Genomic DNA, 4,810 nt, shown 5'->3' on the forward strand with positions numbered 1-4,810 from the left:
ATGGGTCCCTGCGCCCACGATATACAGGTTGTCGATGACGTCGTCGCGATTGTGCGGCCGGAACCAGGCGCTCTGCGTCAGGATCGGCTCCAGCGAGAAGGCGCTGCCCAGATGAGCGTTCAGGTCGTCGCGGAAATCGAAGGGCGTATAGATGCGGGTCGTCACCAGGTCGCGCCGCAGATTGGGGATGTAGCGTTCCTCGAGGTAGTCGAGGATCTTCTCGCGATACAGCGGCCCCTGGACCTCCCAGTCGATGTCGGCGGCGCCCAGGTGCGGCACGGGCGACAGGACGTAGTGGCTCGACATTCCGTCCGGGGCCATGCCGGGATCGGTGGCGCAGGGGGCATGCAGGTACAGCGAGAAATCCTCGGGCAGGGTCGGCCCGCCGAAGATCTCGGCGATGAGTTCGCGGTAGCGGGCACCGAAGCAGATGGTGTGGTGGGCCAGCTGCGGTTGGGGTGTGCTCAGGCCGAAATGCAGCACGAACAGCGACATGGAGAACCGCTTGGACTTCAGCGATTTCGCCTTGGCCTTGCCGCGCGCGGTGCCGCCCAGAAGACGGTCGTAGGTCGCAACGACGTCGGCGTTGGAGGCGACCATGTCGGCCGAAATCGCCTGGCCGTCTTCGAGGACGACGCCGGTGGCGCGGCCGTCCGTGATCTCGATCCGCTCGACCGGGGCATTCAGCAGGACCCGGCCGCCCAGGTCCTCGAAGCCCTTGACCAGTCCGGCGATCAGGGAACCGGTGCCGCCCCTGGCGAACCAGACACCCCCGCGCCGCTCCAGCGCGTGGATCAGGGCATAGACCGAGCTGGTCTTGAACGGATCGCCGCCGACCAGCAGGGTGTGGAAGCTGAAGGCCTGACGCAGGTGCGGGTCCTGGATATACCGCGCGACCATGGCGTGGACGCTGTTCCAGCTTTCCAGCCGGGCCAGTTCGGGGGCGGCCTTGATCATCGACCAGAAGGACTGGAACGGCACGGCACCGAGCCGGAGGTAGCCCTCCTGATAGAGGTCTTCGGAATATTTGTGGAAGCGGTCGTAGCCCGCGACGTCGGCCGGGTTGAAGGCCGCGATCTGGCGCTCCATCGCGACCTGATCGTCATTGTAGTCGAACGCCGCGCCGTCCTCCCAGCACAGTCGATAGAAGGGATCGACCGGCAGCAGCTCGACATAGTCGGACAGCGTCTTGCCCGTGCCCTCGAACAGGTCGGTCAGACAGTCGGGGTCGGTGATGACGGTGGGGCCGGCGTCGAAGGTGAAGCCGTGCTCGTGCCAGACATAGGCGCGGCCACCGGGCTTGTCGCGCTTCTCGACCAGGGTGGTCTGGATGCCGGCGCGTTGCAGGCGGATGGCCAGGGCGATGCCGCCGAAGCCTGCGCCGACGACCACTGCGCGTTTCGAGGCGACATCTCTCACAGCGCGGCTCCGGCGTGGGTGTCTCTGAGTTGTCGCATGGCTTTTCCGATCGGCACAGGCGGTTTTCCGGCCAGAATGCGGGCCTTGTCCAGCGTCGTGCTGTGCCCTGCGTAGAAGCGCCGCACCACACCCTCCGACAGACCGTAGAAGCGGCGCAGGACGCGCCATCTCTGGGACGGTTCGGCGGCGCGGAACAGCATCCGGTTCAACAGACGGTAAAAGGCGCGATCGGCCCAGAGCGTTTTCGACCGGGCCTGGGTCGCCGCGCGCATGGCGGACGAGTTCAGGTCGGGCAGTTCGGCGATCATGCGGGCCATCGCAACCGCGTCGGGCAGGGAATAGCCGGTGGTGGGGTGGAACAGGGCGGCGGCCAGCCCCGTGCGGGCGACGGGCGGACCCTCGTCCCAGAAGGCGTCGATGTCGCCACCCAGAGCGATGGGCAGGATGCCCTGTTCATCGGCCACCACCGCCTCGACGGTCCAGCCGCGCGAGCGGGCGTAGGCGTCGATGCGGCGACCGATGAGGGCGCGGTCCAGCGTCGGCGTATCGGCGTAATAGGTGTCCTCGACCATCACCGTATGGGGGGCGAAGGGCAGCAGATAGACGAATCGATAGGCGTCGCCCTGACCCACGGTGGCGTCCATGATGGTGGGTCGGGTCAGACCGTGGGGCTGTGCCAGACGAAGGGTCCGGCCGACGAACACCTGCCAGCCGAGGTCGAGGTGGGGCGTCTCCGTTGGGCCCCGCGCGTCGATGATGCCGGGCGCTCGGAGGGTCCGGCCGTCGGCGAGGGTGACGTGGCCGGGTGCGATCTCGACCGCCTCGCCCGCGATCAGCCGGTTGCCGAGCAGAGGGGCGACGACGGCGTGGAGGCGTTCCGAGGTCAGGCTGTTGTAGGGCGTCTTCAGCGAGCGGCTGAGGCCGGGGAAATAGACGTCATAGCCTTCGGGCCAGCGATGCGGGGTGGCCGGGGCCAGCCAGGCGCGGTCGCCCTCCGACAGGTCACCGTCGAAGAAGGACCAGGTATGCTTCCCGCCGAGACGTCCGTCGCGCTCGATCACGGCGACGCGCAGCTCGGGCCGGTCCAGCGCCAGGCGCCAGGCGATCAGGGCGGCGGACAGGCCGCCGCCGACGAGGATCAGATCAAAAGCCGGATCGGGGACGGACATGGAGACGGTCTAGCACGTCGCCAGCCGTTCGCGCCGCCTGATCACTCAGACGTTCAGGGCCTCGACGCCTGGCAGGGGCTTGCCCTCCATCCATTCCAGGAAGGCACCTCCGGCGGTGGAGACGAAGGTCATGTCGTCCACGACACCGGCGTGATGCAGGGCCGCGACCGTGTCGCCGCCGCCGCCGACGGCGACCAGGACACCAGCCTTGGCCAAGGCCGCCGCATGATGGGCGACGGCGACCGTGGCGACGTCGAAGGGGGGCACCTCGAAGACGCCGAGCGGCCCGTTCCAGATCAGGGTCTTCGACGCCGTCATCGCATCGACGAGGCGGGCGACGGTGGCCGGGCCGGCGTCCAGGATCTTGTCATCGGCCGACAGGGGCTGGCCGGCGGTGACGGGGCGGCTGTCTGCACCCGGCTTGACCTCCGTGGCGACGATGAAGTCGACGGGCAGAAGGATCTCGCACCCCCGCGCTTTCGCCTCGGTCAGGATTTCGAGGGCGGTGTCGGCCATGTCTCGTTCGGCCAGCGAGCCCCCGATATCGACGCCTTGCGCGAACAGGAAGGTGTTGGCCATGCCACCGCCGATGGCGAGACGGTCCAGCTTGCCGACCAGGTTTTTGAGCAGGTCGAGCTTGGTCGAGACCTTGGAGCCGCCGACGATGCCGATGACGGGCTTCTTCGGATTGCCGAGCGCGGCGTCCAGGGCCTCCAGCTCGCGCCGCATGGATTCGCCGGCATAGGCGGGGATCAGATGGGCGACGCCTTCGGTCGAGGCGTGGGCGCGGTGGGCGGCGGAGAAGGCGTCGTTGACATAGATGTCGGCGATCTCGGCCAGTTGTGCGGCGAAGGCCGGATCGTTCTTTTCCTCGCCGGCATGGAAGCGGACGTTCTCCAGCAGGATCACGCCGCCGGCGTCCAGGTCCGCGATGGCCGCCTTGGCCTCGTCACCCACACAGTCGTCGGCGAACCGGACGGGCGCGCCCAGCAGATGCTCCAGATCATCGACGACGGGCTTCAGGCTCATCGACGGCACGACCTTGCCCTTGGGCCGGTCGAAGTGGGCCAGCAGGGCGACCCTGGCACCGGCGTCGCGCAGCTTGGCAATGGTCGGCAGGGCGACCCGCAGCCGGGTGTCGTCGGTGATCTTGCCGTCCTCCATCGGGACGTTGAAATCCACGCGGACCAGGGCAGTCTTTCCCGCGAGGGAACCGGCGTCGTCGAGGGTGCGGAAGGTCATGCCAGTCTCGGAAGCGATGATTGTTGAAAAGTCAGATGCCGTCGCCGGGTTCGTATCGCCGGTAAACAAGATGAGCGAGGAGCGGCGGTTGAGGGGCGCTGGTGACCTCAATGCGGTCGTCGATCATTGAATCAACGTAGTGAGAAATCAGCTCAGTTCCCGCGAATTGGATGAGTTCGATCTCATGGTCGCTTGGCGGTTGTTCGAAGACGGCAAGTGCCAGAATGGTCTTGCCGTCCTCTTCAACAGAGAAGGCCCGCAGATTAGGTGTGACGTGCCCGAGTAGCGCTTGTTGAGCGGCGAGGCGCAGATGGATCGGCGCCTCGACCGTCATCAGATCAGCTTGCTCATCACCAGCGCGGTATCGGCCATCCGCGTCGCGAAGCCCCACTCGTTGTCGTACCAGGTCAGGACGCGGGCCAGCTTGCCGTCGACGACCTGGGTCTGGGGCAGGGCGGCGGTGGACGAGGCGGCGATGTGGTTCAGGTCGGTGGAGACCAGGGGATCGGTGGTCACGGCCAGGACGCCCTTCATCGGGCCGTCGGCGGCGGCTTGCAGCGCGGCGTTGATTTCCTCGACGGTGACCTCGCGGCCCGAGACGACCTTCAGGTCGACGACCGAGACGTTGGGCGTTGGCACTCGGATCGACGAGCCGTCCAGCTTGCCCTTCAGGGCGGGCAGGACGAGGCCGAGGGCCTTGGCGGCGCCGGTCGAGGTCGGGATCATCGACAGTGCGGCGGCGCGGCCCCGGTACAGGTCCTTGTGCATCGTATCCAGCGTCGGCTGGTCGCCGGTGTAGCTGTGGATCGTGGTCATATAGCCGCGCTCGATGCCGAACAGGTCGTGCAGGACCTTGGCGACGGGGGCGAGGGCGTTGGTGGTGCAGGACCCGTTGGAGACGACGATGTCTTCGCCGGTCAGGACGTCATGGTTGACCTTGTAGACGATGGTCTTGTCGGCGCCGTCGCAGGGGGCCGAGA

At 67.2% G+C, this 4,810-nt stretch carries 5 protein-coding genes; all 5 read right to left on the reverse strand.

Annotated features, from left to right (window positions below; genetic code table 11):
• A partial coding sequence (locus JHC99_RS17500; protein ID WP_292155945.1) for a phytoene desaturase occupies positions 1-1,419 on the reverse strand: 1,419 nt, incomplete at its 3' end.
• Positions 1,416-2,588: a lycopene beta-cyclase CrtY gene (gene crtY / locus JHC99_RS17505; RefSeq protein WP_292155946.1), complete on the reverse strand. Its 1,173-nt coding sequence runs from the start codon at positions 2,586-2,588 to the stop codon at positions 1,416-1,418. The genes JHC99_RS17500 and crtY, both read right to left, overlap by 4 nt.
• A 45-nt stretch (positions 2,589-2,633) precedes the next feature.
• Complete coding sequence (locus JHC99_RS17510; RefSeq protein ID WP_292155947.1) at positions 2,634-3,830, reverse strand: phosphoglycerate kinase; 1,197 nt, start codon at positions 3,828-3,830, stop codon at positions 2,634-2,636.
• Positions 3,831-3,861: 31 nt separating this feature from the next.
• Entirely contained in the window at positions 3,862-4,164 is a 303-nt protein-coding gene (locus JHC99_RS17515) for a hypothetical protein (RefSeq protein ID WP_292155948.1), read from the reverse strand.
• Positions 4,164-4,810, reverse strand: a 647-nt coding sequence (locus JHC99_RS17520) for a type I glyceraldehyde-3-phosphate dehydrogenase (RefSeq protein WP_292155950.1), incomplete at its 5' end; no start/stop codon positions are given. The genes JHC99_RS17515 and JHC99_RS17520, both read right to left, overlap by 1 nt.

The sequence above is a fragment of the Brevundimonas sp. genome (assembly GCF_016463485.1).
GTDB lineage: Bacteria > Pseudomonadota > Alphaproteobacteria > Caulobacterales > Caulobacteraceae > Brevundimonas.

Coding starts and splice junctions, on each gene's coding strand:
- crtY (WP_292155946.1), bottom strand. CDS start 2,588: ATGTCCGTCCCCGATCCGGCTTTTGATCTGATCCTCGTCGGCGGCGGC.
- JHC99_RS17510 (WP_292155947.1), bottom strand. CDS start 3,830: ATGACCTTCCGCACCCTCGACGACGCCGGTTCCCTCGCGGGAAAGACT.
- JHC99_RS17515 (WP_292155948.1), bottom strand. CDS start 4,164: ATGACGGTCGAGGCGCCGATCCATCTGCGCCTCGCCGCTCAACAAGCG.